The organism is Streptomyces sp. NPDC104106 (genome assembly GCF_055584345.1).
On record NZ_JBVJMF010000011.1, the window covers coordinates 204,640 to 231,435 of the forward strand.

Here is a 26,796-nt window from a genome sequence, read left to right on the forward strand (position 1 = left end):
AACCCCTCATGAGTTCGAATCTCGTATCCTCCGTAGCCGCTGACCAGCGGAAACGAGAGCCCCGACCAGATCTTGGTCGGGGCCCTCGTCATGCTGTGGTCTCAGTTTTGGCCTCAGGTGCCATGATCGGATAGGCGCGGACCTGGGCGAACAGCCTGCATCTGCCGGTGTCTCTGACGCGTCCCCGTGCTGGGCGCCGCCCTAAATGTCCTCCACAGCTCCCCCGGCAGCCACAGGGGTGGAGTAGCCCTGCTCCGAACGCAGTGCGGCCTCATCGCGCGCGCCGGTCGCCTGCCTCTGCAGGCCCCAAGTGCCCTTCATGCGGGGCTGACCACCACCGGCCGGGCTGCCACCAAAAACACGGATCGTACTGCTGGGTAGCAGCTTCAGGAGGCATGTCTCTCGAACGGGGAGGGACGCCTGGCCCGACCGCCGGCGTGGCGACTAGGAAAGCAAGGCAGACCCCACTTGCTGGCAGCCAACGTTTCCCAGCGAGACCCTCCACCCATGCTCACCAAGGAGGAGAACGATCATGACTGCCGTAAACCCCGAGGCATCAACAGCGACACCGCCCCCAGACGGACGGTGCATCTCCACCGCTCCCACAGCTCTCGCCTCCGGACCCACCCCAGTCTCCTGGCAGCAACTCCGCGCGATGAACGATTCCTACTGCGGCGTCACGACCCTGTTGGTCGAGGCCGGGGTCGGCTTACACAAGCTCCTCAAGCGCGATGGCGGCTCGGACCTCAAGCTCGCTTACATGCTCATCCAGGAGTTCGTGATCTGCCCCGTGGACGAACGCGCATCGGATGAGGCCGAAGACGAGGCGATCGCGTGAACACCACCGACATCGACCTCGACAGGCTTCCTCCGGACACCCTCGTCGCCGAGAACGGCCGGATCACCACAATCGGAAAACTGGTCATCGCAAAGATGGCCAAGGAACTGGCCGACGTCTGCCGACAGGCTAACGACCCACAGGCCGTGCTCCAGGTGGTCCTGGAACTCATCCCCAAGCACATGGCGGAGATCGTCAGCCGGCGCGCCGATGTCGCCTCCAGCCCGCTGCGCACCGCCCTCACCGGCCTTGTCGGGTCCGAGTGTCTGGAGCGACGCCCCGGCCGCGACCCACTGACCGAGGATCGGATGGATGGCCAGCCGGACACCGACGACACCTGGTCCGACCAGCTGCCGCGCACCCAGCAGCATGGCCACGGCGGCAACCACCGTGACGCCCTTGGGCGGAACTGGCGACGAGCGGAGATTTCGGCATGACGATCCTCACTCGTGAGCGCCTCTTCACTGTGTCGCTCCACGTGCGCCAGGGGGATGCCCAGCAGGTGAAGGCCGTCATGCTGCGCCGTGACGGGGACCGCTTCATCGCCGCCTACGACCCCCAGCGGGCCTCTCTCGACACGGCAGCCGTGCTCACCCGCGCCCTCCTCTCCTTCGAGCACATCACCATCTCTGAGGTAATCCTCGAAGGCCACGACCCGGACCTGACGGCCTTGTACCGTGCTGCCTCGAAGCTGCTCCTAGACGTAGAGATCGCCAGTGGGCCTCGGGTCACGGAACCCGAAGTGAGGGTGCTCAGCGAGGACCCGACGCAGGCGACGTACTTCATCCCCGAGGGCTGGGCCCTGAACGACGCCCTCGGCAGGCTGCCCGCCGCCTTCGCCGCTGCCCGACCGAAGGTGGCCCGCAACCTGAAGCGGATCGAGCAAGCGAAGAAGGAATCTGGCGGGAAGATCGACCACGCCCTCAACGTGATTGCCGTGCTGGTTCTGGAGACCGACGATCCGGCCGGCGTCTGGGACGAAGTGCTGCAACTGCTCCACAAGGTCCGCGCCGAACGGACGACGGCTGCCCCGGCCACTGCGGCCTGAGCTTGCAGACGGCCCGGAACCGACGGTTTCACCACCGGTTCCGGGCCGCAAGGCCATGCGGCTCGTACAGCCGGGCGCACCTACGAGGCGGCCGGGCCTCCTTCACCAACGGGGGCGGCAATCCGACCGATCGTGTCCGTGGCCTCTGCCATGCTTGGCCCACACCACCGGTAGTGAGAGAGCAGGGCTGAGTTGAGCATCCTGGGTAACTTCGTCTGGTCGATCGCTGATCAACTGCGAGGCGTCTACAGGCCGCACCAGTACGGCGGCATCATCCTCCCATTCACGATCCTCCGACGCCTGGACTGCCTGCTCGAGCCCACCCGTGACGACGTCCGCGCCCTGTCCGAGAGGTTCGATGGTGGCGCCTTGGACGTCCAGGTCAAGCGCAAGACCGGCCTGACCTTCTACAACACCTCGCAGTACGACTTCGCCCGACTGCTTGAGGACCCCGAGGGCCTGCGCGCCAACCTGATCGACTACATCTCGCACTTCTCCGGCAACATCGACGTCTTCGAGCGCTTCGGCTTTGAGGCCGAGATCAACAGACTCGAAGAGAAGAACCGGCTGTACCTCATCGTCGCGAGGTTCGCAGAGGTCGATCTGCACCCGGATACCGTCCCGAACTCGGCGATGGGTGACCTGTACGAGCACCTGATCTACAAGTTCGCGGAAGCCTCCAACGAGGAGGCTGGCGAGCACTACACACCACGCGACGCCATCCGTCTCATGGTTGACCTGCTGTTCGCGGAGGAAAACGAGGCCCTGCTGGAGCCCGGCACCATCCGCACGATCTACGACCCCACCGCCGGCACGGGCGGCATGCTCTCAGTGGCCGAAGAACGCCTACTGGAGCGCAACAAGCAGGCACGCCTGCGCCTGTACGGGCAGGAGATCAACGACCTGTCCTACGCCATCTGCAAGTCCGACATGATCGGCAAGGGGCAGGACGTCGGCAACATCCGGCTCGGAGACACCCTGGCCGACGACAAGTTCTTCGACAAGACTTTCGACTTCTGCATGTCCAACCCGCCCTACGGAGTGGATTGGAAGGCTTCAGAAGCTGCCGTCAAGGAAGAGCGCAAGAAGGATGGGCCCAGCGGCCGCTTCGGCCCTGGCCTGCCGCCAGTCTCGGACGGCCAGATGCTCTTCCTGACGCACTTGGCCCACAAGATGCGCCCCGCGCATGAGGGCGGAGGTCGCGCCGGCATCGTCCTGAACGGCTCCCCGCTGTTCACCGGCGGCCCTGAGTCCGGCCCGTCGGAGATCCGCCGGTGGCTGTTGGAGAACGACCTAGTGGACGCAATCATCGCGTTGCCCACCGACATGTTCTTCAACACCCCCATCGCCACATACATCTGGCTGCTGGACAATTCCAAACGCAGCGAACGGCGGGGCAAGGTTCAGCTGATCGACGCGACCAGCATGTGGACCAAGATGCGGAAGGGAATGGGCTCCAAGCGCAAGGAGATCGACCCGGCTGCACGCGAGCGGATCGTGAAGTTGTACGACGCCTTCACCGAGACGGAGCACTCCAAAATCCTGAAGAACTCCGACTTCGGATACTGGACGATCACCGTCGAGCGCCCTCTGCGGCTCAACTTCTCCGCCTCCCGAGCGACCAAGCTGGATGACAAGGGGCTAGCTAAGGCATTCGGCAAGGGGACAGATCCTGCGCCGTTCCTGGCCGTGCTGGCCGACATGGGCGAGCAGACATACTTGAGCCAGGAGAAATTCGTCGAGGCAGTCCGCGAGCAGTTCTCGGCGGCCGGGCTGAAGATGACCCCTACCCAGTATCGCCACCTCGCCATAGCACTCGGTGAACCTGACGACTCAGCGGAGGCCGTCACAGACACCAAGGGCAACTTTGAGCCGGACAGCGCCAAGCGGGACACGGAGAACGTTCCGTTCACCTACGGCGGTAACACGCTCGGCAATGCAGGCATGATCCAGACGGTCAAGGCGTACTTCGACACTGAGGTGGCCCCGCACGTGCCGGATGCCTGGATCGACACGAAGAAGACGAAGGTCGGCTACGAGATCCCGTTCGCCCGGCTTTTCTACAGGTACGCCCCGCCGCGCCCGCTGGCAGAGATTGACCGGGCCCTGGAAGCCCAGATCGCCAAGATCATGGAGCTGCTGCGGGAGGTCGAGGCATGACCGCGACGCAGGGTATCCGGTTGAAGTACCTGTACTCCCCTTCGGGGGAGGCCAATCACTCTAACGAGGAAGTCCTCTCGGTTTACCGAGAGCACGGAGTGATCCCCAAGTCATCTCGGTCCGACAACTTCAACAAGACCCCTGAGAACGTTGAGCGCTATCTCCTCGTCCGGCCCGGTGACCTCGTCGTCAACAGGATGAAGGCTTGGCAGGGATCCCTTGGTGTCTCGGACTACCGCGGGATCGTCAGCGGAGACTACGAAGTCCTCCGCCCAATTTCCGACTCTGTTTCCGGCCGGTACATGCACTACGCGCTCCGATCACGCCACATGGTCGGGGAATACAGGGTTCATTCGACAGGGATCAGGCCCTCCCAGTGGCGGCTTTACTGGGACAAGATGGGCGACATCCGCATCACCCTTCCCCCTCTGGAGCGACAAGAGCGGATCGCTGACTACCTCGATCACGAAACCGCACAGATTGACACTTTGATCACCGAGCAACTGCGGCTCGTCGAGTTGCTCCGGGAGCGACGCCAGGCGGTGATCGACCACGCATTCGCCACACTCCCAGGAGAGCGGATCCAACTCCGAAGGTTCATCAGGTTTCTGACCAGTGGATCACGCGGGTGGGGTGAGTACTACGCAGATTCTGGTGACGTGTTCGTCCGGATTGGAAATCTACCGAGAGGCTCCCTTTCTCTGGGCGGCGAGGTGCAGCATGTAAATCTTCCCCCAACCGTCCAAGAGGGGCAGCGCACGAAACTGAGGATAGGCGATCTTCTATTTTCGATCACTGCCTATATTGGCTCGGTCGCGATTGTTGATCAGGAATGGGTTGACTCCTATGTCAGCCAGCATGTCGCCCTCTGTCGGATCAACCAATCCGTCCTGGACCCTCATTTCACTGGCTACTTTATGCTCACCACCGAAGGGCAGGACCAGCTCTCTGAAGGCGCGTTCGGTGGAACCAAGGTTCAACTTGCGCTTGACGACATCCGAGCGCTCCGCGTCCCTGTGCCTACTCGGGAAAAGCAGCGACAGATCGCTGACCACCTTGATCGAGAGACTTCCCGGATCGACGTCCTTATCGCCGAGTCCGAGCGGCTGGTCGAACTCTCTCAGGAGCGGCGCACTGCCCTCATCACTGCAGCCGTGACCGGACAGATCGACATCAGGCAGGAGAGCTGATGAGCCAGCACAGCGAGGCCAAGCTCGAGGAGGAGCTGTGCGAGTATCTGGCCGCACATGGTTGGCTGTACTCCGCGAACGACACCGGCTATGACCGTGAGCGTGCGCTGTTCCCAGCGGACTTCTTCGAATGGCTGAAGAAAACGCAGCCCGACGAGCTGGCCAAGGTCGTCAAGGCGGGGGCTGCGGATGAGATCAAGCAACGCGATCAGCTGCTCGACCGGCTGGTGAAATTACTGGCCATCGACATGGAAAACGGTGGCGGCACGCTCAATGTGCTGCGTCACGGATTCAAGCATCTTTCGGCCAAGTTCCGCATGTGCCAGTTCAAGCCCGAATCGACGCTGAACGCTAAGACAGTGTCGGACTACGAGAAGGTCCACCTGCGCGTGATGCGTCAGGTCCATTTCTCGACGGCTGACCAGCGCAGCGTGGACCTGGTGTTCTTCATCAACGGGCTACCAGTGGCCACGGCCGAGCTCAAGACTGACTTCACGCAGACGGTCGAGGACGCCAAGCAGCAGTACAAGACCAGCCGGCAGCCGAAGGACCCAGGCAGCAAGCACATCCAGCCGCTGCTCACCGCCGGGCGTGGTGCGCTGGTGCACTTCGCGGTCTCCAATGACGAGGTCTGGATGACCACGAAGCTGGCCGGAGAGCAAACGTCCTTCCTGCCGTTCAACCGGGGCAGCGAAGACGGTGGGGCCGGCAACCCACTCAACCCGCACGGGTCGCCGTCGTCCTACCTGTGGGAGCGAGTGCTGCAGCGGGACGCGTGGCTGAACATCTTCGGCCGGTTCATGTACATCAAGCACGACCGGCACACCGATCCGATCTCCGGCAAGACGACACGGTCTGCGACTCTGCGCTTCCCGCGCTTTCACCAGTGGGAGGCTGTCACCCGGGTTACCGACGCTGTCATCGAGGAGGGGGCCGGCCACCGGTACCTGGTCCAGCACTCGGCAGGCTCGGGCAAGACTGACTCGATCTCCTGGCTGGCCCACCGGTTGGCGCGTCTGCAGGTGGACAACACCAAGGTTTTCGACTCGGTCATCGTGGTCACCGACCGCAACGTGTTGGACGGGCAGCTTCAGGACGCGATCAAGCAGATCGACAACGACCAGGGCATCGTGCTGGCTATCGACCGAAAGCAAGCGGCCCGTGAGGGCTCATCCAAGTCGGGGGTGCTGGCCAAGGCACTGGCCGACGGCAAGCTGATCATTGTCGTCACGATCCAGACCTTCCCCCACGCGATGGACGAGATCCGGCAGTCCAAGGGGCTGAAGGGCAAGAGGTTCGCTGTCATCGCCGACGAGGCGCACTCCTCTCAGTCCGGGCAGGTTGCCAACAAGCTGAAGGCCGTATTGACGTCCGAGGAGCTGAAGGAGATCGAGGAGGGCGGCGAGGTCGACGTCGAGTCGGTCCTGGCCGCCGAAGCGTCTGAGCGGGCCGCCAGCGAGAACATCTCGTACTTCGCGTTCACCGCCACGCCCAAGGGCAAGACGTTGGAGCTGTTCGGCCGGGTGCCGGAGGGCACGACCCTGCCACCGCAGGCGTTCCACGTGTACTCGATGAAGCAGGCCATCGAGGAGGGTTTCATCCTCGACGTACTGCGGGGCTACCACTCGTTCAAGCTGGCCTTCCAGGTCGGGCAGAACGCGGCCGGCGGCGACTCGGAGGTCGACCAGAGTGAGGCGACCAAGCAGGTCATGCGGTGGGTGAAACTCAATCCGCAGACGATCGCGCAGAAGGCCGCGATCATCGTCGAGCACTTCCGGTCCAACGTCGCGCACCTGCTGGACGGTCATGCCAAGGCGATGGTGGTGGCCGACTCCCGCAAGGGTGCCGTACGTTTCAAGCTGGCCATCGACGACTACATAGCCAAGAAGGGCCTGGGCTATGGCACCCTGGTGGCCTTCTCCGGCACGGTAGACGACCCCGATTCTGGGCCGACGGACTTCTCCGAAGCCTCGATGAACCCGGGCATATACGACCTGCGCACTGCGTTCAAGGGCGACGAGTACAGGGTCATGATCGTCGCCAACAAGTTCCAAACCGGCTTCGACCAGCCGCTGCTTTGCGCCATGTACGTCGACAGGCCGCTGTCGGGCGTGACGGCGGTGCAGACTCTCTCCCGCCTCAATCGCACGTACGTCACCCCGTCGGGCATCCACAAGACCTCGGCGATGACGCAGATCGTGGACTTCGTTAATCCTCCGGACATCATCCAGAAGGCGTTCGAGCCGTACTACACCGACGCGTACCTGGAGCAGTCGACCGACCCGAACCTCGTCCACGACCTGTCCGCCAAGCTGGACACCTTCGGGATCTACACGCCTGCCGAGGTCGACCAGTGCGCCGAAGCGTTCGTGAAGAACAAGGGTAACAACGCCCTGACGGCTGCGGTGAACCCCGGGAAGAAGCGATTCCAGGACCGGTATACCGCCGCTCTTGTCGCGAACGGCGGTGAGGGGGACAAGGCCGTCCTGGAAGAGCTCGGTATGTTCCGCAAGGATGTCGGAACTTTCGTGCGCCTCTACGACTTCATGAGTCAGATCATCGACTATGGCGATGCGGACCTGGAGAAGCACAGCATATATCTGCGGCTGTTGGCCCGCCGGATCCAGCCCGACAACTACACCGCCCCGATCGATCTGTCCGACGTGGTGCTTCAGAATGTCAAGCAGATCGACAGGGGCAAGGTCGATATTTCCCTGGGCGGCGAGGACGTCGCGCTCAAGGGCATGACGGGCGTGGGGTCGGCGAGCAAGAAGGACCCCAAGATGGTCGCGTTCCAGACCGTCCTAGAGCGGCTCAATGATCTCTTCGGCAACGAGGACTTCACGACCAGTCAGAAGGTGTCCTTCCTGGAGGCCCTCCTCGGCTCTCTGTTGGAGGACCAGGACCTCGTGCAACAGGCCAAGGTCAACAGCGCCACTCAGTTCGCCGAGTCCCCAGACTTTGACGATGCCGTGACGGGCGCGGTCGCGGACAACCAGGGCGCGCACAACAAGATGAGTGACTACTTCTTCACCAGCACCCCGGGACGAACGCAGCTCGTCGCTGAGCTGGCCAAGTGGTTCTACGCCGTAGTGATCGATCAAGTGGAGAGCAGCGTCGGGAACGGCGATCCAGCCCCGCAGTGATGCAGGAGGCTCGATACCCAGGAGCGAGTTCTGTTGGGGTCCGAGCAGGGTGGGATCTGGGCTACCTGCCCACATCCCTCCCCCGTGCACTTCAACCCTCACCGGTAGGGCGTCGGGGAGCTTCCACTCGTAGGTGTCGTCGTACTTTCCTGGGTTAAGGGCGCGGCCCATAGGCTGTGTACGAGCCTCGGCGAAGGCAGAAGCGGCAGCTCCCTTCATTGCAGATCTGGCAGTTACCCGGCATCGATGCCCCGCAGCTGGGAGTCCGAACACGTGTGGCTGGCAGGCTTCCTATTGATCAAGATCAGCGAGTTCGCTCCGTAGTCGCTCGGCCTCGGCTTCCGCCTGCTGGAGTCTGTGCTCGAGGTCAGCGCGGGACGGTGGTTTCGGCGATTGTTGTCGTTTCGGTGCTGACTTGCGCGGGACCAGCCAGCCGACGCGCTGATACGCCACGATCCAGTGCACAAAGCTGCAGGTATAGCACGGGTGCTCGGGTTCTGGGCTCGGCCAGCGCTGCGAGAGCATCCGCCGCATGTGTTCGCGCTCGCGAGGGGCCTGCTCGGTCGGGTGCGCTGCCCAGTACTCCTCGCACTCCTCGGTCATCTCCGCCACTCGCTTGACGCTGCACAGACGAGGCCCGTCTTCGGGTTTCCAACCTAGGTCGAGGGCGATGGTGTCAGTGACATGCCCGCAAGTCAGCGTTACCTTCCAGAACGCCCTGGTGTGCGGCTCGTCGTGGCGGAGCACAGCCCACGTCTGAGGGTCCATCCCATCGTCAGGCTCCACCGGGTCTGCGGGGAAGGTCACTTCTCTACGCTCGCCCCACTCCACGATGTCCCGGTACGGCGCAGGCGGAGCGTCATCGTGGACGCAGAGCATCTGTCCCTTCTGCAGCCACTCGCGCTCGGGACCGCGCCACTGCCGTTCACTCGGCAAACGCTCTTCGCCGAGTGTCAGCACCTCCTCAATACAGCCGCAGTCCAGCTGGACCCGCCACCGGTAGCACTGTTCCGCTTCCGTCACCATGAGCGGCCACAAGGCCGAAGGAAGCCGTTCACGCAGCTTGGCATTGGCATCCTCGACCTCGCGCAAGGCTTCCTTGCGGGGCCTTGCCCTGCCGGGCAATGACCGCAGGGCCGGGGTGGGGGCCGAGTGAGAGCTCGCGTCAGGGCTGCCGTCGGCCCCGCTGGGATGGTTGGTCATGTCAGAAGCTCCCCCATCCTGAGTGGGACTCCGGCCCGTATGGGCTCCAGCCCGTCAGGTACGGCTTCAGGTCATCTGGCTTTGGCTCACGAGGAGTCGGCATCCCGGGAAGTCGACGCAGCGGATCGATCGCTTCAACGTAGCTCCGAGCCCAGGCCAGCCACTCCCGTGCCGAGGCGACCTCCGGTCCCTCGGTCCCCGCCACCTCGACGAGACGCAGCTCCAGCGCCTCGCAGTACTCGCGCAGGGCAGTGGCTTCCCTCCACTGGGCGGCCTGTTCACCGAGCACACGAGCCAGCTGGGCCTGAACAGCCTGCTGTTTCGCCGCAGTCATGGCCTCTTGCCAGCGTGCCTTGCGCTCCTCCTTCGCACGCTCCTCGTCCACCTTCCGCTGTGCGTCCTCGACCGCGCGGGCCTCGACTTCCTGAAGTACCGCACCCAGGACGTCCTCGAGCGCCCAGCGCTTGCGGTCGGCCCATTGGCTCCGGCGAGCGGAACGGCTGTAGCCGAGTTCGAGCATCAGCCTCTCGCTGCGCTCCGGCTCTGCAGCCTGTGGACTCTCCTGCTTGATCGTGACGGTGTATGTGAAGTCATCAACGATCAGGTCCAGTTCGCCTTCGCGGCGCGAATAGCTCGGGGGTGTGTAACGCCCGTTGTAGGAGTATCCGCGGTTGCGGTAGCGATCAGGGACAGGCCGTTCCTCCACCCCGTGTCCACGCCGTACGGCTTCAGCAGCAAGTCCCTGCAACACCCGGAGGGCACGGCGGCGCGGCTCCGTCGGCATCACGAGCCGGCCCTCGTCATCACGCAGTGCAGCCACGACCGGGTGTGGTGAGCGCAACTGAACGGGCACCGGAACCTGCGGCGCATCCTCCGGCGTCTGTCGGCCAGCGTTGGGATGAGGGCCGTCGAGAAGAGAGATCTGCAGGTCTCGGGTGCGGTTGAACATGCGGAACTTCTCGACGCGCTTGCCGGACGGCACGAGTCCGTGTCGCTTCGCGAAGTCGATGACGCGCCGCCACTCCACCACTTGGGCTTCGTCGGGCGCGTGGATAATGACTTGCTGCTCCACGACGAGCTGTTCGATGAGCTGACTCGCCTTCGCCCGCCGCGCCACGGGGATGGGCCTCTCGCTGTACGAGGCACCGCCCCTCGTCGTCTTCTTCGCGCCCTTGTCCGTGCCGCGTTTGGGCGCCGCGGCCCGCTGTTCGCTCTCACGTTCCACCTTCGTGGGGCAGCTCTCCGGCTGACGGGTCGGTATCGCGGTCTGCTGGTCTTCAGCCGTGTGCCCTGGGTGGTCGGGATGGTGTCCATGCTGGAGGTAGAACTTCCCGGCCTCTGTCACCTCAGCCGAGAGAACTCCCCGGCTACGCCGTACTGCCAGCAGTCCGCGGTCCCGCAACGCGTAGGCAGAGCGCCTGTCGCTCGGCTCCTGCGCGGTGAGCTCCTCGCCCGCCTCCAAGCGACGAAGAAGCGCTCGTTGCCGATCATTCAAAGCGGACCAGCGATGCATGGCATCAGCTCACATTCTCCCGCCGAGACAGGCAATCACTCGTTCGGGTTGGATCGCCCCAGCGGCAAGCCGCCCTTCCGTCACCTGCAGGCTGCGCGTCCAAAGCAAATGTGCGGGGGCAACCTCCCTTTGCGTGCGCATCTTTCAGCGGGCAGTCGTCCATCTGGGAGAAATCTGGGAGATGATCTTCTCCCGGAGGCCCACCGAGACAACGCGAGGCCACCCCAGCCCAACCCCCTGACCAGGGGATATTCGCATCCAACCCGGTAGCGATCTTGTTCGAACCTCATTCGGGACGAAGAGGTCGTGGGTTCAAATCCCGCCACCCCGACAGCCAAGTAGCAGGTCAGAGGGCCCTTACCGATTCGGTAAGGGCCCTCTGGCTTTGCTGCGTGTCTATCTGCGTGACTATCGATTTTTGAGTGTCTACGACCGTCGCGGGTCGGCGCCGAAGATCCCGTCCATGACCACCGCGCCGGTCTGGATCACCGGATCTGCTTCCGGTAGACCTCCTCCGTCACGGCGGTCCCGGAGTGCCCGACGAGCCGGGAGATCTCCTCCAGCGGCACGCCCCGATCGGACAGCAGGGACACGAAGCTGTGTCGCAGCTCCCTCGGCGTCCACTCGTCGGCGTTGATCCCGTCGATGCCCTTGAGCGCCTGGCGGAAGGCACGCCGGACGTTGGCAGCGTCGAGCGGCTTCCCCACGGCCGAGGGTGAGGCGGGTCCGGCCGAGTAGATGACGGTCGGGCCCGCTTCGCATTGGCCCCTGATCGTCCGGCACCGCGCTCCGTCTGGCACTAACGCGCCAGGTGCTCGACGCAACCTGCGAGCGCCGTCACTGTCGTGAGGATCGGGATCAGAACTTCGGCCTTGGTGGGGCCTCGGTCTCGACCGTTCTCAGACTGCTCAGGCTCTCGGTCTTCCTTCATTGACCACTTCCCATCGGCGGAACTACCCCTAGTCGTACCGGGGTCCCCGACCCACTTGGCCGGGGCGCTAGTGGGATGAGAAGTGAACGGGAGAAGCATAGCTGGTACTCACTGACAGCCAGCCGAGCTAAGAGTGCAGCGCTGCTTACTAGTTGAGCTCCACAGCTATGTGCTCACGACGCCTCCCTCAACGGACTGGCCCCTCCCCCTTCGCATGAAGGCAGCACGCGACAAGGCCGCCAAGAAGCTGTCGCCGGCCCCGCGTTCCATTCCATTCTTACGGGCGTCACTGACACGTAAGCGCTTTCCGTGGGGAGAACCGTCCACGCAAGGTGGACGTGTCAGCTCACAGCCTGGGGAAAAAGCTTTGATCAATAAGGCGCCGAAGTACACCTTCAGTCCCGATCGCCCGTGGCCCTGGGTCTCCTTCGATGATCCTGCTTGGCCGCTGGAACCGTGGGAGGTCATGAATGACGAGGATCTTGCTGATGCAGCGGTCCGTTTCGCGATCCACTACCTCAGTGGTTCGGTACAGAACATGACCACGCTGAGAGCGACCGCGTTGGTCGAGGAAGCGGTCAAGCGCGTCACGGCCGACGTCGTAGCCGAAGCGCGCACGCAGCGGTACTCGTGGGGGCGCATCGCGGCAGCGTTCGGTGTTGGCAGAACGGCAGTGCAGAAGCGCTTCGGTAAGTGGCCGACCTTAGGGCGCACTCAGCAACTAGAAGATCAGTACGAGAGGATGGGGTGGTACCTGGAGAGCAAGTTGGAGTACGAGTACAAGGGCGAGGCGCGCGCAACACGCAGTCGCTGTATCCGTCGCCGGCGCGGGCACGCGATTGAACCGCTTGATCGCTTCCATAAGACCGTGCCTCCGCGACAGCGCCGCAGTGACTAGCGGCATCGCTGTGGCCGCCAACGGCAGGAGGCTTCGCTGACGCCGACAGCGACGAACTGGGCCGGGCAGCAGCGGAAGGGCGCGCCCGGTTTGGTGGCCGCAGTGATCGCCCTGATCGTCGTGCAGGCGATCGCAGCGCGCCTCCCGTAGCCGCGTGTCAAGCCCGTCGTCGTTGCCTGACACCAACAGCTGACACCAACAGCGGCGAACACGGCCGGACGAGAGCGGCCCCCAGCGGTCGGTAGACCGTCGTAGGGCTGAGATCCCTCCAGCCCCCAGGGATCTGTGATCGACCTGATAAGGATGAGGCCACAGGTTCAAATCCTGTTAGCCGCACCAGCCAAAAGACCCCCGGACATCGGTCCGGGGGTCTTCTGCGGCCAGTGCCCATATTTCCTTGGCGCGCCGTCAGGGCGCCGAACTTCCAGCCTGAGCGTCCAACGTCATCTCGCTGATCAGGCCGCGGATGCGCTTCTCGATCTCGTCGCGGATCGGGCGGACAGCGTCCACCCCCTGTCCGGCCGGGTCGGGGAGCTCCCAGTCGAGGTAGCGCTTGCCGGGGAAGACCGGGCAGGTGTCGCCGCAGCCCATCGTGATCACGACGTCGGACGCCTGGACGGCCTCCACGGTGAGCACCTTGGGGACCTCGGCCGAGATGTCGATGCCCACCTCGGCCAAGGCCTCCACCACGGCGGGGTTCACGCTGTTGGCGGGGGCGGAGCCAGCGGAACGCACCTGGACGCGGTCCCCGGCCAGGTGGGTGAGGAAGGCGGCGGCCATCTGGGAGCGTCCGGCGTTGTGGACGCAGACGAACAGGACGGACGGACGCTCGGGAGTGGTCATGCGGGTGTCTTTCTGGGCGCGGTGGGTCAGGAGGCGGAGGGGGCGGCGAGTTCGTGCTCACTCTGGACCGGGATTGTGCCGTTCTGTACCGGCGCAGGCTGGGCGAAGAGGGCGGCCATCAGGCCGAGGCCGAGGGCAGCACCGGCGATCTGTGCCGCAATGAACGGGACGACAGAGCCGGGCGCGATGCCAGCGAACGTGTCGGTGAAGGCGCGGCCGATGGTGACGGCCGGGTTGGCAAACGACGTGGAGGACGTGAACCAGTACGCCGCGCCGATGTAGGACGCCACAGCGACCGGCGCGAGGTGGGCCCGACCAGTGCGCCCGAGCCCGAAGATCAGCAGGACCAGTCCGGCGGTCGCGACCAGTTCGCCGAGCCACAGATGACCGGCGGAGCGGTCGTGGGTGGACCAGTGCACCAGAGGCTTGGCGAACATGCCGTCGGCGAGGACGGCGCCGCCGATGGCTCCGGCCGTCTGCGCGGGGATGTACGCGGCCACGTCCCGAAGGGTCAGCCCGTCTGGGGCGCGCCGGCCGGTGAACCAGGCCGCGAGCGTGACCACCGGGTTGAAGTGCGCGCCGGAGACCGGTCCGAGCAGCGCGATGAGCACGCCCAAGCCGAACACGGTCGCCAGCGAGTCGGCCAGCAGCTGCACTCCGACGTCATGGGTCAGCTCGGTGGCCTGGATGCCGGAGCCGACCACCACGGCGACCAGGGCGGCCGACCCCACGGCTTCAGCGAGGGCACGGCGCCCGAGCGATGCGCTCACGCGGTCGTCTCCGTCGTCTGTGCGGTCGACAGGAACCCGGACAGCCGGTCCAGGGTGCCGGGGAGCACCCAGTAGTAGACCCACGTGCCCCTGCGCTCGCAGTCGATCAGACCTGCCTGCCGGAGCAGCTTGAGGTGGTGCGAGATCGTCGGCTGAGACAGGTCGAAGGCCGGGGTCAGGTCGCACACGCAGACCTCGCCACCCGCCCGCGAAGCGATCATGGACAGCAGGCGCAGCCGGACCGGGTCACCCAGTGCCTTGAACATCTTCGCCAGGTCTGCCGCCTGGGCGTCGTCCAGAGGCGCGGTCAGCAGTCCCGGGCAGCAGGCAGCGGATTGATCATCCTGCCCGAGCACCACAAGTTCTTGCTTCGACATTCTTCTATGTTGACGATTCTCGATCCAAGGCGCAAGCTCTGTATTGACAGACGTCAATGCAAGCAGATGGGAGTCCCGTCATGTCCCGTGCCCAGCTCGCCCTGCGCGTCAGCGACCTCGAAGCGTCGATCACCTTCTACTCGAAGCTCTTCGGTACCGAACCAGCCAAGCGGCGCGAGGGCTACGCCAACTTCGCCATCACCGAGCCCCCGCTCAAGCTCGTACTCATCGAGGGCGAGCCCGGCGAGGAGACCTGCCTGGACCACCTCGGCGTCGAGGTCGAGTCCACCGAGCAGGTCAACGCCGCCGCCGGTCGGCTGAAGAACGCCGGCCTGGCCACCTTCGCGGAGAACGACACCTCCTGCTGCTACGCCCTCCAGGACAAGGTGTGGGTGCACGGCCCCGGCAAGGAACCCTGGGAGGTCTACGTTGTGAAGGCCGACGGCGACACCCTCGGCAAGAGCGCCGACCCCAACGCCACCGGCGACGGCTGCTGCACCAGTCAGGCCGCCGAGGAGGCCCTGGCAGCCGCTGGGTGCGCTTGCGGCCAGTGATTCGAACAGCCCGGCCAGGCGGTATCCGTCCGTCTCGGTTTCCGTCTCATTCAGCGACGGACGCCACCGTTCAGGAGGGTCTGGCCATCGGCTCGCGCTGAGCGCCTGGCCGGGCATGAACGCAGGTGAACGGCCCGGCACCGACCGCGCTCGGGCATCAACAGACTTGGAAAGCGTGCATCTGGTGACATCAACGGCTGACACCAACATTGGCGAACCCGGGCGGACGAGAGCGGCCTTCAGCGGTCGATAAACCGTCGTCAGGCTGGGGGTTTTCCAGCCTCCACGGCGGCTGTGAGCGACCTGATGAGAATGAGGTCAGACCTCAAAGCCTTGGCCTACGCGGGCGCCCGCCGGCCTCACCATCGGCCGACGCCCGTCGCATTGACCTGGTCATCGAGACTCCGCCGACCGCGTGACTCACTATCCGAACCCGGGGGCGTAGCCCCGAGCATGGCCCTGGCGCGCCCGTGCTGCCCGAGGTCAGCACGAACCTGAACACTGAGGGCGCATAAGATCAGCGCCTTGCCAGGATTTAGAACGGGCCGAAGGCGGTCAGGATGGATGCCCTCTCACAGTTGGTGACTATTGCGGCCGTGCTTCTGGGGTCGTTGATGACTTTCGTCACCAACCAGTTGGCAGAGCGGAGCAAACGGCGTGAGACTCGGCGCGTTCGCTGGGATGAGAAGAAGCTCGACACATACACCGACTACATCAGCAAAGTGCGTGCCACCATGGCCGCCAACGTCGTGGTCTACAAAGTCCGCAAGGGCCTACGGACCATGCCGCGAAGCGAGGAGGACGTACGGCTGGACCTCACCCAAGCAGGGACTGCGCAAGCAATCGCCTTTGAGCGGGTAATGCTCCTGGCCGGGGATGACGTGGTCGAAGCAGCCCACGCCGTACAAGAAACGACGGCCGCTTTCGGAGACGTAGCGCGGGGTGACGCGGATGACGCTCCGGACGAGTGGGGAGCTCTTCACAGCGCAGCGTTCCACGCCATCAACCAGTTTCACGAGCGTGCGCGAATAGACCTAGGTGTCAGCGGAGGCTTCCGGGGCGAGCGGCACTCAGCCCGTGGTGGCCTTCTGCCACTTGGGAGCGGAAGTGGCGAAGCAAGCCCGAGCGCCCCAGGGCCCGCAGAGGAGACACGCTAGGGAGAAGATCGGAAGTTGCCCGTGCAAGCCAGCAGTTCGGGACAAATAGGTCGTGCCAGACGCGTGCCAGATCCTACGGGGAACCGCGGGGAACACCGGGGAATCAACGAACCCGCCACCAGGCATCGACAACCTTCCGCCGCAGGTCAGCCCCGCAATAAGCCCTAGATCACCTTAGCTTCCCAAGCTGAGAGCTCGGGTGCCGTCGTCGCGAGCCGACCCCACGGCTCGCTCTGGTCAACAGCACTGGCAGCGTGGTGCAGGCCGGTGGGGGGGGGCAGCAAGACATACGCGCGCCTGGTCGGTCGGCGTACCCGCCGTCATGGCTGACTGTCGTCGGCTGAGGTTCATGCGGGCCATTCGAGGGTGGCCGCCGTCGACCAACGGATCAGACCCGGTGACCCATCGCGCGTGCGGGTAATCCCATACGAGCCACCGATCGGTTGAAACCCGTATACAGTCCCCCTGCACTTGTCCTACTCAAAAGGGGGGGTCCCTTTGCGTGCTCGTCTTGCCGCCTCAGCCATAGCTGTCGCCGTGGCCGGCGTCTTCTTCAGCGCACCGACGGCATCCGCGGCGACGTTGCCGTCCACCAACACCGCCCACCACTGCGTCCACCACACCACGGGCGTCTGTGGCTGGACACACCACCAAAAGCCCAAGGACAAGTACGAGACCGCCAAGTGCGTGGATGCCACGCTGTCTTACTCGCGGCACTCGCAGGGCACCTGCTCCCACCACCACGGCGTCCGCTACTGGTTCAAGTAGGCCGCGGAGCAGGTGCAGCAAGGGGCGGGGCATGAAGTGCGGGTGAGTGTCCAACTGCGTGACAACGCCGACGGACAGCGGCGGACGAGCGCGGATGCCCACGGACTATCTCAGCAGGTGAGAGTCACACCAGCCCAAGGCCGAGCCCCCACCTCAGTTGCTTCGGGACGAAGAGGTCGGAAGGCGAGGGAGCGATCCAGCCAGGTTTCTTCACCGTCGGCGCGGTCGCGGAGGCTCTTGAGGTCTCCCTGGATGATCTGTTCCGGGAGACCCACGTCATCCCCGGCTTGTGGTCCGCCGGATACGAAGGGCGGGACATCGACTCGTTCGTCGCCTCGCTCCTCGACAGCCGCTATGAGGTCACAGGCGCCCGACCGGCCGCGTGCAAAGCGCCGCCCAGCTGGCCGACGATTCCTGGAGAGGACAGCTCGAAGCGTCAATCGTTCGGTGGGTCAGGCCTGCCGAGCAGCGCCGCGGTGAATCCTCACAGCCGTTCGTACAGTGGTGGGTTCGGGACCGTGTGATCGCTGAAACTCATACCAGCCACCGAAGGACTCTCTTCATCACCGGACGAGGTGCCGGTGCGATCGCCGGGACCACCGCGCGCCCAGGAGCACGAGGTCGGCCACGAAGACCACCACGCCGATGATCAGGAGATAGAACAACCCCTTCAGCGCCACGCCGACGAGTCCCAGGACGATCGCGACGAGGACCAGGAACAAAAAAAGCGCCCACATAGCTGACCACTTCCTCCCGCCGGGCCGTCAGCCGCGCGCGAGACGGCGTCCGCGGTCTGCGCCAGGTTCGTAGGACCTGTCGTAATGTTTGAAGATCTCTTCTTCCCTTTGCACCGGCAGGACGTCGTCCGTGCCGATCGACGGTGCCTTCCTCACGATCCCTCTCGAGTGCGCCACCCGCACGTATCCGGGTCCCAGGGTCGCCTCGTCGAGGGGGACGAAGACGAGCCGCTGCCGGGTCGGGATCCCCGTGCGGACGGTGGCCATGGACGGCGCGTCGGTGGTGGTGTCCACGTAGACCGCTTCCAGGGCCCCGATCTTGCGGCCCTTGGGATCGATCACGTCGCGGTTGCGCCACTCGCGGATATCGGCTGAATGGATCATGCCTCGCTCCTTGCGGCCCGCAGTGAACTCCGCGTGTCCCACTGTACTCCGATGGTCTTGACCTGGCCTTTTCCCGGCTGCTACTCCTCGGACCATGCCGATCACCCGGGAAGCCGCTGCAGCCCGGCGGCGGTGAGCCGCCTCGGCTCGCCAAGTGGGCGGACGAACTGTCGGCGGCGTTCGGCAAAGAGCCCCAGCCCGAGCCGGCCGTCGCGGCTTGCTCTGGTAGGCAACCCGAACCGGTAGCGTGACTGGGCGCCATCGTGGCCACGAGTCAGTGAAGGGGACCTACGGCCCATTTTCGCCTCACCACGTCTCGAAACCCCAGGTCAGCGGCACGAAGCGGTCGTTCCCTTCTGGATCTGTGCCGGCGGCCACAGCGAACGGGGTACACGTAGGCTCATACTGAGTCATGACAAAGCCTGCTGCGCCGAAGCGTCATCTGCCTTCCAGCCCCTTCAAGGCTCCGGTCACACCGGCTCCCAAGCACTTCGCCGTGGGCGACCAGGTCACACACGACATGTACGGCCTCGGCCGAGTGGTCGGCGTCGAGGACGGAGTCGCGGCGCTCGTGGACTTCCGCTCGGCGCAAATGCGGATCTTGAGCCCGTACACGAAGATGACCAAGCTGTAGGACCGCTGTGCCCAGTTGCGGCACACCAGGCCCCTTCAGGGACCTGTACCGAAAGAGAGTCCCCTCATCGATCTGACGTCGCTGTTTTCCGCCCTGGAAGGGCAACCTCGCTGCTCCGCTGCGGCATCGCCGCCTCCGACGACCAACCCCTTCCAGGCCCCTGACTTCGGGGAAGACGAGACCTTGCCGCTCGAGGACGCACAGGAGCCTGCCTCGGGCCTACGTACGGCGCGGCCCAAGGCGGCTTAGCTCCACCAATGACGGTGGCTCCGGCAACTGGCCGCGGCCGTCTCACGTGCTGCGGTGAAGAGTGCGGCGGTCTCGGTTTCCGTCTGCGTTCAACCCCCTTCACCGTTGTTCGGGCGAGGCCGTGTGCCGGGTGCTTCCCGTAACCAAGCCAACCGTGAACGCAGGCGAACGACCCTGTACGCGCCCCGACTAGGCGCCAACAGAGTTGGAAAAGCGTGCGCCTGTCACGCCCACGCGAGCCTCACCTCATGGGCACCCACCGTCACGACGGCAACCACATCGCGACCGAGTTGAAGCCGCCAGTAGGACCGGCACCGGGCCACCGCCCGCTGACAGCGCCTTTGACCGGGTCGCCCGCTGCCTGCGAGCAGCCGCACCCCGTCGATGCCCGGTCACGATCGAAAGCCCCTTCGCGAGTCGGCCATGTCCGGATCCGCTCGCCCAGTGAGCCGGCGTGAGCCGGCTGACCGAGAACGACGCGACTGCCTTCGAGGTCGACGGCGACGACGTGGGATCCTCATTCAGGTGGTCACCGGCTGATCAACTCTGTAAAGGCCGACCGCGCCGCGACACTCGCCGGTTGGCCGACACGGCATCGCACGCACCGGGCCAACATCGCCCGCCCCCTGAGGGTGATCCCCGCCCGGTCGCAGGCCCGCCGCCTGGCGGACGCCGACACGGCCTGGGTGATGGCGCGGCTGGCCGGGCATCCAGCGGAGCGCGCATACGCGACGGGGCAACTGAACGGCGAGGAGAACGCCGACTGATCGTCGGCCGACAGCCGCAGCTGATGCGGCACTCGCACTGCCTCGGAACGGTCCCTGAGCAGGGACAACGTGACCATCTCTGGGCTCAGTCCTGGTCTCGTTCACCCCCGACGCCTCACGAGCGAGTGCCACCGCCGAACTGGCGGCCCGATCCCTCGTGGCCGTCGATTCCGCAGGGACGGCAGTCGTGTGTCCCGGAGGCCGGCCCCGTCACCGGCGCCCTCATGTCCGTACGACGCGTCGCCTCTGTGCTCAGCACGCCCCCTGACTCGTCGGCACCGGTGCGACCGGACGGACCGCGGTGAAGCCCTGGAACTCGTGGCGGATGGCGGAGAGCAACAGCAGCCACTCGTCGCAGCCCTGCCACGGATACAGGTCGGCGGCCCCTGCGCGCACCACCCGCGGTCCGGTCCCGACGCGGGGGCGCGCGTCCGCCGGCGCGTCCGCGAAATGCGGGACCCACACGTCAGCGCAGACCTCGTTCGCCGACCCCATCGCCGCCAGTCCGAAGGCGTTCTCAGCCGCGGCGGTGCGCTCCTCGTCGGCGAAGTCGTCGATCACCTCGTCCTCGTCCGGCCTCCCGTCCCCGCGGAAGGTCACAGTGGTCGTGCCCGCGCGGGCCGCGTACTCCCACTCCGCCTCGCTGGGCAGCCGGAACGGCAACGTCCCGAGCAGTTCGTCCAGGCCGGCTTCGAGCCGCGCCGTGCTCGAAGCCGAGTCGGTGAAGCTGTCCTCGTAGTCGGGCAGCCAGTGCCGTACCTGCGCCACCGTGAGCGGATGCCGGGCGATCAGGACGGCTCGACCCGCACTTCGCGCACCGGCCGGGCTCGGACGGCGTCGGTGAAGACTGCTTCGAGGTCGTCGTCGGCGTCGTCCGCCCGCTCGATGGCACGCACCGCGTCCAGTTCCGCGTCGGACAAGCCCATCCGGAACGTCCCACCGGGAACAGCCCGGAAGACCACTGCGGAGGGGGTGTGCCGCCACGCCGGCCGGCCACGATCTCTTGAGCCCACATGGCGCCGGACGCTAGCAGCTGGGCGGCGCGGGTCGGGTCAGGGTGGGGTCGGGCTGCTGTCCTCTCGGGTGGGTGTGCGCAGGGCGAGGAGGGCGACGTCGTCGAGGCCGGGCGGCTGGATGCGGCGCAGGAGGTGGTCGGTGAAGGACGGCAGGGGGCGGTGGGCGAGGGCGGCGGCGTGCTGGCGCAGGTGGTCCAGGCCGTCGTCGAGGGTGCGGCCGGGTGCTTCGACGAGGCCGTCGGTGTAGAGCACGAGGGTGCAGCCGGGTGGCAGGAGCACGGTGGCGTCGGGGCGGGGGGAGTGGACGCCGGTGCCGAGCAGGAGGCCGTGGCCTTCGGTGAGGTACTGGGCCAGGCCGTCCCGGGTGACGAGGAGGGGCGGTGGGTGGCCGGCGTTGGTCCAGGACAGCTGCCACGAGCCGTCGGCGGTCTGGGTCACCCGGGCGAGGACGAGGGTGGCCATGGAGACGTCGGTGATCGGCTCGATCGCCTCGTCGAGGCGCTCGACGATCCGGCTGGGGGGCTTCTGCTGGGACCAGGCGTAGGCGCGGAGCATGTTGCGCAGCTGGGCCATGCCGGCGGCGGCCTCCAGGTCGTGGCCGACGACGTCGCCGATGGCCAGGGCGGTGGCTCCGTCGGACAGGGTGAAGGCGTCGTACCAGTCACCGCCCACCTGTGAGGCGTCGGGGGCGGGCAGGTAGCGGACGGTCATCTGCAGGCCGGGCACGCGCGGCATCTGGGGCAGCAGATGGTTCTGCATGGTCTCCGCGACCTTGCGCTGGCGCTGGTAGAGGCGGGCGTTGTCCAGCGCGAGGCCGGCGCGACGTGCGATGTCCTCCAGCAGGGTCAGGTCCGCGACGGTGAAGTCGCCCGGTCTCTCGGCGCGGCCCAGGGTGAGGGCCCCCAGGACGTCCCGGGTGCTGCGCAGGGGGGCGATGGCGGCCGAGCGGATGCCGGTGGCCTCGAACAGGCGGCGCTGTTCGACCGCGATGCCGGAGTCCGGGGCCTGTCGGTAGGTCTCGGGGCCGGCCAGGGTGGAGGCGACGCCCCGCAGGGCCCGGGACAGGGGCATCCGGGACTCCTCCGGGACCGGCGGCATCGGTCCTTCGAGGTCCTCGTGGTGGACCAGGGTGTCGCCGTCAGCGTGGACCACGGCGGTGCGCCAGACCTCGTCGTGGTCGGTGATCAGGTCGATGACGACCCAGTCCGCCAGGCGCGGCAGGACCAGGCCCACCAGCCGGCGCAGCGCCACGTCGACGTCGAGAGTGGAGGTCAGCTGGGTGGTGGTCTCGGCGAGCAGGGCGAGTCGCTCGAAGTCGGTCAGCGTCGCCCCGGCGGCCGGCTCCGGGAGCGGGCCGCTGCCGGGTGCCGGCCCGCGGGAGTGGAAGACGACGAGGGTGCCGGCGCGTTCCCCGCCGATGTCGTACGGCGTGATCGTCCAGGAGACGGGCAGCAGGGAGCCGTCGGCGCGTTCGAAGTACTCGCCGCCGCCCTGGGCGGGACTGCCGGCGTGGAACGCCTGCCGCATCCCGCACTGCGTCGCCGGAAGCTGCTGGCCCTGCGGTCCGCGGTGCAGCAGATCGTGGGCGTCCTGACCGACGAGTTCGGTGCCCGGCCGGCCCAGCAGCCGTTCGGCCCGGCTGTTGGCGGCGACGATGCAGCCCTGCTCGTCCACGGCGTACGCACCCGTGCCGATGGCCTCCAGCGCCGCGGTGAGCCGCGCGGAGGGCACCGCCTCGGGCTGCGCGCTCTCCGGTCCCACCATGTCCTCGCCTCCCTGCAGATCGAGCTTTCGCCCTCGACGTCGCTTCGGCGTGCGTACGGGGCGCCCGCTCCGCCTTCCTTACTCATATGCCCTGCTGCGGGGACGAGGCAGCGCCCCTGCCGTGAGCGGTGGTGTTCCGGGCGTCGGCCGCTCGGGCCGGATGCGCGGAAGAACGGCATCGGACAGATGCCGTCGAGACGGCGCGGAAGCGGAGGTCACGAACGATGCGGCACCACGCGTTCGTCGTCCGTGTACGCGAACCCGGTGAACTCGGCGCATACGGCAGCCGGGGCCCCACGCCGAGTGCGGCCGAGCCCTCTCCGGTGCGCGGGCGGGGCGCGGTCACGGGGACATACGGCGCAGGGCGGCCGCCTCGTCCTCGGCGTCGGCCCTCGGTCCCATGCCCCCCTCTCCCCTCTCCCCTCCCCCCTCCCCTCGATTTCCCCCAAGTTTCCCCCCGCGCCCTGGACACGTCTCTACCCGTCAGTAAGGTTCAGCCCGGCAGGCGCGTCCGGATGGCGGGCCGGTCCTCAAGTGACCGTAGGGACAGGGGGATTCATGACCGGGATGAGTCGGCGGCGGTTTGTGGCGGGCGCCGCGGCGGCGGGTGTGGGGGCGGGCGTCGGGCCCGTGTTCGTGGCCGGGCGGGCCGCGGCGCGGGAGCGGGCCCTGGCCGAGAGCGCCGCGCGGGCCGTGCGGGTCGCGGGGACCACGCTGGAGCAGGTGGCGACGCCCGTCGGGGCCGGGCCGTACCAGCGGCTCGCCGCCGGGCCCGGCTGGCCGCTGGTGGTGCGGCAGGAGTTGCGTGCGGCCGGGGCCGGGCGGGACGGGCGGCGGACCGGGCTCGCCTCCTTCGTCCAGTTCACCGACCTGCATCTGACCGACACCGAGTCACCGGTGCGGTTCGAGTACCTGGCACGGCTCAACGACAGTGCGCACCGGCCGCAGGAGACGCTGACCGTGCGGGGCGCCTCGTCGCTCGTCGAGCGGGTCAACGCGGTGCGGCAGGGGCCGTACACCGGGCTGCCGTTCGGCCTCGTCATGGCCACCGGGGACAACACCGACAACCACGAGCGGATCGAACTCGACTGGTACCTGACCGTCATGAGCGGCGGTCACATCGTGCCCAGCAGCGGCGATCCGACGCGGTACGAAGGGGTCCAGAACTCCGGGAGCGGGCTGTACTGGAATCCCGGGTCCGCGGTGCGGGACGCCTACAAGGCCAAGGGCCTGCCCGAGATACCCGGGCTGCTCGGCGGCGCCGTCCGGCCCTTCGACGCGCCCGGACTGCGGGTCCCGTGGTACACCACCGTCGGCAACCACGACGACAGCATCGAGGGCAGCCTGCCCGACCTCGGCCTGCTCAACGACCTCTACACCGGCGCGCGCAAGGTCGAGGGGTGCGACGACGCCACCGCCGCTCGGCTCGCCGACGCGCTGCTGCGGGATCCCGGCGAGGCCGTCCTGCTGCTCGGCAAGCTGCTGTCCGGCGGCGGCGCCATCCGCACCGTCACGCCGGACGAGCGGCGCCACCCGTTCACGCCCGACGAGTTCGCCCGCGCCCACCTCGACACCAGGTACACCGGTGCCGGTCCGGTGGGGCACGGGTTCAGCCAGGACTCGGTCGACAGCGGGCGCCTCTACTACACCTTCGACCTCGCCGACGGCATCCTCGGCATCAGCCTCGACACCACCAACCGCGCCGGGTTCGCGGACGGTTCGCTCGGCACGGCCCAGCTGGACTGGCTGGAGTCGGTCCTCGAGGCGCACAGCGGGCACTGGTACGACCGGGACGGCCATGTGGTGCGGGGCGGGTCCGACGGCCGGCTCGTCGTCGTGTTCAGCCACCACACCAGCGCCACGATGGGCAATCTGCTGCCGGACCCGTACCGGCCCTTCGAGGGGCGGCACGGCGGGGCGGAACTCGTCGCCCTGCTCCAGCGGTTCCCGAACGTCGTGGCCTGGGTGAACGGGCACACCCACACGAACCAGATCGTCCCGCACGGGCACAGCGTGCCGGAGCGCGCCTTCTGGGAGATCAACACGGCCTCCCACGTGGACTACCCGCACCACGCCCGGATCATCGAGGTGGCCGACAACCAGGACGGCACCCTCTCCCTGTTCACCACCCTCATCGAGTCCGCCGCCCCCTACCGGACCGACTTCGCCGACACCTCCGACCCCGGCCTCGCCGCCCTGTACCGCGAACTCGCCTACAACGACCCGTACGCCACCCCCGCCAGCCGCATGGGCACCTCCGCCGACCACAACACCGAACTGCTCCTCGCCAAGCCCGCCACGAGCTGACTCTTACGTCCGACACGTCTGACGTTTGCTTTCTTACGCAACTGCGCAGCTAGTATTTTCCGGCGAGCGGTCACGCACGCGGGAAAGCCGGAGGCGCCGACATGACCAGCGTGAAGAGCTTCTCCGTACCGGGGTACGGCCCCGAACGGCCCCGGTGGGCGAGGCTCTTCGCCCGTGATTCGCCGGTCCGGCGGCTGGACTGGCCGATACTGCTGGCGGCCCTCGCGCTGTCGCTCATCGGCTCGCTGCTGGTGTACTCGGCGACCCGCAACCGGACCACGATCAACCAGGGCGACCCGCAGTACTTCCTCGTCCGGCACCTGATGAACCTCGGCATCGGGTTCGCCCTGATGATCGGCACCGTGTGGCTCGGCCACCGCGCCCTGCGCAACGCCGTGCCGGTCCTCTACGGCCTGTCCCTCCTCGGCGTGCTGCTCGTGCTCACCCCGCTGGGTGCCACCATCAACGGCAACCGCAACTGGATCGTGCTGGGCGGCGGATTCTCGCTGCAGCCCTCGGAGTTCGTGAAGGTCGCGATCGTCCTGGGCATGGCAATGCTGCTGTCGGCCCAGGTCGACGCGGGTGACCGGCCGTACCCCGACAGCCGTACCGTGCTGCAGGCGCTGGGCCTCGCCGCCGTGCCGATCATGGTCGTGATGATGATGCCCGACCTCGGTTCGACGATGGTCATGACCGTCACGATCCTCGGCGTCCTGCTCGCCTCCGGCGCGTCCAACCGCTGGATCTTCGGCCTGCTCGGCGTCGGGGTCGCAGGTGCGGTCGCGGTGTGGCAGCTGCATCTGCTGGACCAGTACCAGATCAACCGCTTCGCCGCGTTCGCCGACCCGAGCCTGGACCCGTCCGGCGTGGGGTACAACACCAACCAGGCGCGGATCGCCATCGGCTCCGGCGGCCTGACCGGCCAGGGGCTCTTCCACGGGGCGCAGACCACCGGGCAGTTCGTCCCGGAGCAGCAGACCGACTTCGTCTTCACGGTCGCCGGCGAGGAGCTGGGCTTCGCCGGCGGCGCCCTGATCATCGGCCTGATCGGAGTCATCCTGTGGCGGGCCTGCCGGATCGCGCGCGAGTCGACCGAGCTGTACAGCACGATCGTGGCCGCCGGGATCGTGGCGTGGTTCTCGTTCCAGTCCTTCGAGAACATCGGCATGGCGCTGGGCATCATGCCGGTGGCGGGCATCCCGCTGCCGTTCGTCTCCTACGGCGGCTCGTCGATGTTCGCCGTGTGGGTGGCCGTGGGACTGCTCCAGTCGATCAAGGTCCAGCGGCCCCTGCAGGCCTGACCCCTCCCGCGGGCCCGGCCGCCGCGCGCCTGGAGCCCGGGAGGGCGACGCTCGCCCCGCCGCGACGCACGGCACGCTCCCCCGCCGCGCGGGAGTCCCCCACCCGCCGGACGCCGCTGCTCGACGTTGCCTGCCGGGGCACCAGCCCCTCCCGCGGGCCCGGCCGCCGCGCGCCTGGAGCCCGGGAGGGCGACGCTCGCCCCGCCGCGACGCACGGCACGCTCCCCCGCCGCGCGGGAGT

At 66.8% G+C, this 26,796-nt stretch carries 23 protein-coding genes and 1 pseudogene; 13 read left to right on the forward strand and 11 right to left on the reverse strand.

The annotated features are described in order from the left end of the window. The first annotated feature begins 655 nt into the window (after nucleotides 1-655). From ACZ60X_RS25790 to ACZ60X_RS25815, 6 genes are all read left to right on the forward strand, one after another. Nucleotides 656-838, forward strand: coding sequence for a hypothetical protein (locus ACZ60X_RS25790; RefSeq protein WP_469602833.1), 183 nt, complete (start codon nucleotides 656-658; stop codon nucleotides 836-838). Further along, nucleotides 835-1,275 (forward strand): hypothetical protein, encoded by a 441-nt coding sequence (locus ACZ60X_RS25795; RefSeq protein WP_469602836.1) that lies wholly within the window; start codon nucleotides 835-837, stop codon nucleotides 1,273-1,275. Before ACZ60X_RS25790 ends, ACZ60X_RS25795 begins: the two co-directional genes overlap by 4 nt. Then, on the forward strand, nucleotides 1,272-1,886 hold the full coding sequence (locus ACZ60X_RS25800; RefSeq protein WP_469602838.1) for a hypothetical protein: 615 nt from the start codon (nucleotides 1,272-1,274) through the stop codon (nucleotides 1,884-1,886). The genes ACZ60X_RS25795 and ACZ60X_RS25800 overlap by 4 nt, the downstream gene beginning before the upstream one ends. Nucleotides 1,887-2,078: 192 nt before the next feature. Next, nucleotides 2,079-4,046 carry a type I restriction-modification system subunit M gene (locus ACZ60X_RS25805; RefSeq protein WP_469602841.1) on the forward strand — a complete coding sequence of 656 codons (1,968 nt, stop codon included), beginning with the start codon at nucleotides 2,079-2,081 and terminating at the stop codon, nucleotides 4,044-4,046. Continuing rightward, a complete protein-coding gene (locus tag ACZ60X_RS25810; protein WP_469602843.1) occupies nucleotides 4,043-5,236 on the forward strand; it encodes a restriction endonuclease subunit S in 1,194 nt (397 codons plus the stop codon). Before ACZ60X_RS25805 ends, ACZ60X_RS25810 begins: the two co-directional genes overlap by 4 nt. Continuing rightward, nucleotides 5,236-8,382: a type I restriction endonuclease subunit R gene (locus ACZ60X_RS25815; protein ID WP_469602847.1), complete on the forward strand. Its 3,147-nt coding sequence runs from the start codon at nucleotides 5,236-5,238 to the stop codon at nucleotides 8,380-8,382. Before ACZ60X_RS25810 ends, ACZ60X_RS25815 begins: the two co-directional genes overlap by 1 nt. Before the next feature lie 291 nt (nucleotides 8,383-8,673). Here ACZ60X_RS25815 and ACZ60X_RS25820 read toward each other — a convergent pair whose 3' ends face one another. The 3 genes and pseudogenes from ACZ60X_RS25820 to ACZ60X_RS25830 form a co-directional block, all read right to left on the reverse strand. Continuing rightward, nucleotides 8,674-9,585, reverse strand: a complete 912-nt coding sequence (locus ACZ60X_RS25820) for a hypothetical protein (protein WP_469602850.1) — start codon at nucleotides 9,583-9,585, stop codon at nucleotides 8,674-8,676. 1 nt (nucleotide 9,586) lies between these two features. Continuing rightward, a complete protein-coding gene (locus ACZ60X_RS25825; RefSeq protein ID WP_469602852.1) occupies nucleotides 9,587-10,810 on the reverse strand; it encodes a hypothetical protein in 1,224 nt (407 codons plus the stop codon). 714 nt (nucleotides 10,811-11,524) lie between these two features. Beyond that, nucleotides 11,525-11,811 (reverse strand): annotated as a pseudogene (locus ACZ60X_RS25830) (tyrosine-type recombinase/integrase); the annotation flags it as partial. Nucleotides 11,812-12,243: 432 nt separating this feature from the next. Between ACZ60X_RS25830 and ACZ60X_RS25835 the strand changes: the two are divergent. Beyond that, nucleotides 12,244-12,927: a hypothetical protein gene (locus ACZ60X_RS25835; protein ID WP_469602855.1), complete on the forward strand. Its 684-nt coding sequence runs from the start codon at nucleotides 12,244-12,246 to the stop codon at nucleotides 12,925-12,927. A 408-nt stretch (nucleotides 12,928-13,335) separates the two neighbouring features. Here ACZ60X_RS25835 and ACZ60X_RS25840 read toward each other — a convergent pair whose 3' ends face one another. The 3 genes from ACZ60X_RS25840 to ACZ60X_RS25850 are packed head-to-tail and all read right to left on the reverse strand — an operon-like array spanning nucleotide 13,336 to nucleotide 14,917. Next, the gene (locus tag ACZ60X_RS25840) at nucleotides 13,336-13,770 is read right to left on the reverse strand and encodes an arsenate reductase ArsC (protein ID WP_469602858.1); all 435 of its coding nucleotides are present in this window, start codon (nucleotides 13,768-13,770) and stop codon (nucleotides 13,336-13,338) included. 26 nt (nucleotides 13,771-13,796) lie between these two features. Further along, nucleotides 13,797-14,540 (reverse strand): aquaporin, encoded by a 744-nt coding sequence (locus ACZ60X_RS25845; RefSeq protein WP_469602860.1) that lies wholly within the window; start codon nucleotides 14,538-14,540, stop codon nucleotides 13,797-13,799. Beyond that, nucleotides 14,537-14,917 carry an ArsR/SmtB family transcription factor gene (locus ACZ60X_RS25850; RefSeq protein WP_469602861.1) on the reverse strand — a complete coding sequence of 127 codons (381 nt, stop codon included), beginning with the start codon at nucleotides 14,915-14,917 and terminating at the stop codon, nucleotides 14,537-14,539. Before ACZ60X_RS25850 ends, ACZ60X_RS25845 begins: the two co-directional genes overlap by 4 nt. Before the next feature lie 80 nt (nucleotides 14,918-14,997). Here ACZ60X_RS25850 and ACZ60X_RS25855 point away from each other — a divergent pair, with 80 nt between their 5' ends. Both ACZ60X_RS25855 and ACZ60X_RS25860 read left to right on the forward strand, forming a co-directional pair. Continuing rightward, nucleotides 14,998-15,471 carry an ArsI/CadI family heavy metal resistance metalloenzyme gene (locus ACZ60X_RS25855; protein ID WP_469602863.1) on the forward strand — a complete coding sequence of 158 codons (474 nt, stop codon included), beginning with the start codon at nucleotides 14,998-15,000 and terminating at the stop codon, nucleotides 15,469-15,471. Nucleotides 15,472-17,165: 1,694 nt separating this feature from the next. Beyond that, complete coding sequence (locus ACZ60X_RS25860; protein WP_469602866.1) at nucleotides 17,166-17,396, forward strand: DUF3761 domain-containing protein; 231 nt, start codon at nucleotides 17,166-17,168, stop codon at nucleotides 17,394-17,396. A 563-nt stretch (nucleotides 17,397-17,959) separates the two neighbouring features. Here the strand turns inward: ACZ60X_RS25860 and ACZ60X_RS25865 are convergent. Both ACZ60X_RS25865 and ACZ60X_RS25870 read right to left on the reverse strand, forming a co-directional pair. Then, entirely contained in the window at nucleotides 17,960-18,133 is a 174-nt protein-coding gene (locus ACZ60X_RS25865) for a hypothetical protein (protein ID WP_469602868.1), read from the reverse strand. A gap of 27 nt (nucleotides 18,134-18,160) precedes the next feature. Next, nucleotides 18,161-18,517, reverse strand: a complete 357-nt coding sequence (locus tag ACZ60X_RS25870; protein WP_469602871.1) for a PRC-barrel domain-containing protein — start codon at nucleotides 18,515-18,517, stop codon at nucleotides 18,161-18,163. A 412-nt stretch (nucleotides 18,518-18,929) separates the two neighbouring features. Here ACZ60X_RS25870 and ACZ60X_RS25875 point away from each other — a divergent pair, with 412 nt between their 5' ends. Then, nucleotides 18,930-19,151 carry a hypothetical protein gene (locus ACZ60X_RS25875; protein WP_469602874.1) on the forward strand — a complete coding sequence of 74 codons (222 nt, stop codon included), beginning with the start codon at nucleotides 18,930-18,932 and terminating at the stop codon, nucleotides 19,149-19,151. Between the two features lie 881 nt (nucleotides 19,152-20,032). Then, the gene (locus ACZ60X_RS25880) at nucleotides 20,033-20,167 is read left to right on the forward strand and encodes a hypothetical protein (protein WP_469602877.1); all 135 of its coding nucleotides are present in this window, start codon (nucleotides 20,033-20,035) and stop codon (nucleotides 20,165-20,167) included. A gap of 252 nt (nucleotides 20,168-20,419) precedes the next feature. Here the strand turns inward: ACZ60X_RS25880 and ACZ60X_RS25885 are convergent, their stop codons facing one another. From ACZ60X_RS25885 to ACZ60X_RS25895, 3 genes are all read right to left on the reverse strand, one after another. After that, nucleotides 20,420-20,935 carry a formylglycine-generating enzyme family protein gene (locus ACZ60X_RS25885; protein WP_469602881.1) on the reverse strand — a complete coding sequence of 172 codons (516 nt, stop codon included), beginning with the start codon at nucleotides 20,933-20,935 and terminating at the stop codon, nucleotides 20,420-20,422. A gap of 20 nt (nucleotides 20,936-20,955) precedes the next feature. Further along, a complete protein-coding gene (locus tag ACZ60X_RS25890; RefSeq protein WP_469602883.1) occupies nucleotides 20,956-21,093 on the reverse strand; it encodes a hypothetical protein in 138 nt (45 codons plus the stop codon). Nucleotides 21,094-21,219: 126 nt separating this feature from the next. After that, nucleotides 21,220-22,947, reverse strand: a complete 1,728-nt coding sequence (locus ACZ60X_RS25895) for a PP2C family protein-serine/threonine phosphatase (protein ID WP_469602886.1) — start codon at nucleotides 22,945-22,947, stop codon at nucleotides 21,220-21,222. A gap of 558 nt (nucleotides 22,948-23,505) precedes the next feature. On the opposite strand from ACZ60X_RS25895, the gene ACZ60X_RS25900 reads away from it, so the two are divergent. Next, the gene (locus tag ACZ60X_RS25900; protein WP_469602889.1) at nucleotides 23,506-25,254 is read left to right on the forward strand and encodes a TIGR03767 family metallophosphoesterase; all 1,749 of its coding nucleotides are present in this window, start codon (nucleotides 23,506-23,508) and stop codon (nucleotides 25,252-25,254) included. A 101-nt stretch (nucleotides 25,255-25,355) separates the two neighbouring features. Continuing rightward, a complete protein-coding gene (gene rodA, locus ACZ60X_RS25905; RefSeq protein ID WP_469602891.1) occupies nucleotides 25,356-26,555 on the forward strand; it encodes a rod shape-determining protein RodA in 1,200 nt (399 codons plus the stop codon). The last annotated feature ends 241 nt before the right edge of the window (nucleotides 26,556-26,796 follow it).

Coding starts and splice junctions, on each gene's coding strand:
- ACZ60X_RS25790 (WP_469602833.1), top strand. CDS start 656: ATGAACGATTCCTACTGCGGCGTCACGACCCTGTTGGTCGAGGCCGGG.
- ACZ60X_RS25800 (WP_469602838.1), top strand. CDS start 1,272: ATGACGATCCTCACTCGTGAGCGCCTCTTCACTGTGTCGCTCCACGTG.
- ACZ60X_RS25810 (WP_469602843.1), top strand. CDS start 4,043: ATGACCGCGACGCAGGGTATCCGGTTGAAGTACCTGTACTCCCCTTCG.
- ACZ60X_RS25815 (WP_469602847.1), top strand. CDS start 5,236: ATGAGCCAGCACAGCGAGGCCAAGCTCGAGGAGGAGCTGTGCGAGTAT.
- ACZ60X_RS25820 (WP_469602850.1), bottom strand. CDS start 9,585: ATGACCAACCATCCCAGCGGGGCCGACGGCAGCCCTGACGCGAGCTCT.
- ACZ60X_RS25835 (WP_469602855.1), top strand. CDS start 12,244: ATGAAGGCAGCACGCGACAAGGCCGCCAAGAAGCTGTCGCCGGCCCCG.
- ACZ60X_RS25840 (WP_469602858.1), bottom strand. CDS start 13,770: ATGACCACTCCCGAGCGTCCGTCCGTCCTGTTCGTCTGCGTCCACAAC.
- ACZ60X_RS25850 (WP_469602861.1), bottom strand. CDS start 14,917: ATGTCGAAGCAAGAACTTGTGGTGCTCGGGCAGGATGATCAATCCGCT.
- ACZ60X_RS25855 (WP_469602863.1), top strand. CDS start 14,998: ATGTCCCGTGCCCAGCTCGCCCTGCGCGTCAGCGACCTCGAAGCGTCG.
- ACZ60X_RS25865 (WP_469602868.1), bottom strand. CDS start 18,133: ATGTGGGCGCTTTTTTTGTTCCTGGTCCTCGTCGCGATCGTCCTGGGA.
- ACZ60X_RS25870 (WP_469602871.1), bottom strand. CDS start 18,517: ATGATCCATTCAGCCGATATCCGCGAGTGGCGCAACCGCGACGTGATC.
- ACZ60X_RS25875 (WP_469602874.1), top strand. CDS start 18,930: ATGACAAAGCCTGCTGCGCCGAAGCGTCATCTGCCTTCCAGCCCCTTC.
- ACZ60X_RS25890 (WP_469602883.1), bottom strand. CDS start 21,093: ATGGGCTTGTCCGACGCGGAACTGGACGCGGTGCGTGCCATCGAGCGG.
- ACZ60X_RS25895 (WP_469602886.1), bottom strand. CDS start 22,947: ATGGTGGGACCGGAGAGCGCGCAGCCCGAGGCGGTGCCCTCCGCGCGG.
- ACZ60X_RS25900 (WP_469602889.1), top strand. CDS start 23,506: ATGACCGGGATGAGTCGGCGGCGGTTTGTGGCGGGCGCCGCGGCGGCG.
- rodA (WP_469602891.1), top strand. CDS start 25,356: ATGACCAGCGTGAAGAGCTTCTCCGTACCGGGGTACGGCCCCGAACGG.